The organism is Pseudoalteromonas sp. SIMBA_162 (genome assembly GCF_046535955.1).
Taxonomy (GTDB): domain Bacteria; phylum Pseudomonadota; class Gammaproteobacteria; order Enterobacterales; family Alteromonadaceae; genus Pseudoalteromonas; species Pseudoalteromonas marina.
Map to the genome: position 1 here is coordinate 1 of NZ_JAWJBQ010001099.1, position 240 is coordinate 240.

Annotated in this window: 1 pseudogene; it reads right to left on the reverse strand. The window is 59.6% G+C overall.

The window, feature by feature from the left end:
• Positions 1-115: 115 nt before the first annotated feature.
• Positions 116-240 (reverse strand): annotated as a pseudogene (locus R0J88_RS23085) (Cd(II)/Pb(II)-responsive transcriptional regulator); the annotation flags it as partial.

The window sequence follows — 240 nt, forward strand, 5'->3', positions numbered from 1 at the left end:
ATTTCTGGCTGGAAGGCTATGAGCACCATGCGCCGATGACAGCGCCGATGGCGGTCTGATAGATCTCCATTGTTTGAACTGGCCTCTTCGCGGGTTCACCCGCGAAGCTTTTGGCTCAATGCCCGTGACTGCGCCCTACATGCGAATGCTCGGTGTCCGGCACCGATACCGCCCCGTTCGTCTCCAGTTGCTGCAAGATCGCGCATTCATTCCCCTGCACATTGCAGCGCCGCCGCAGCT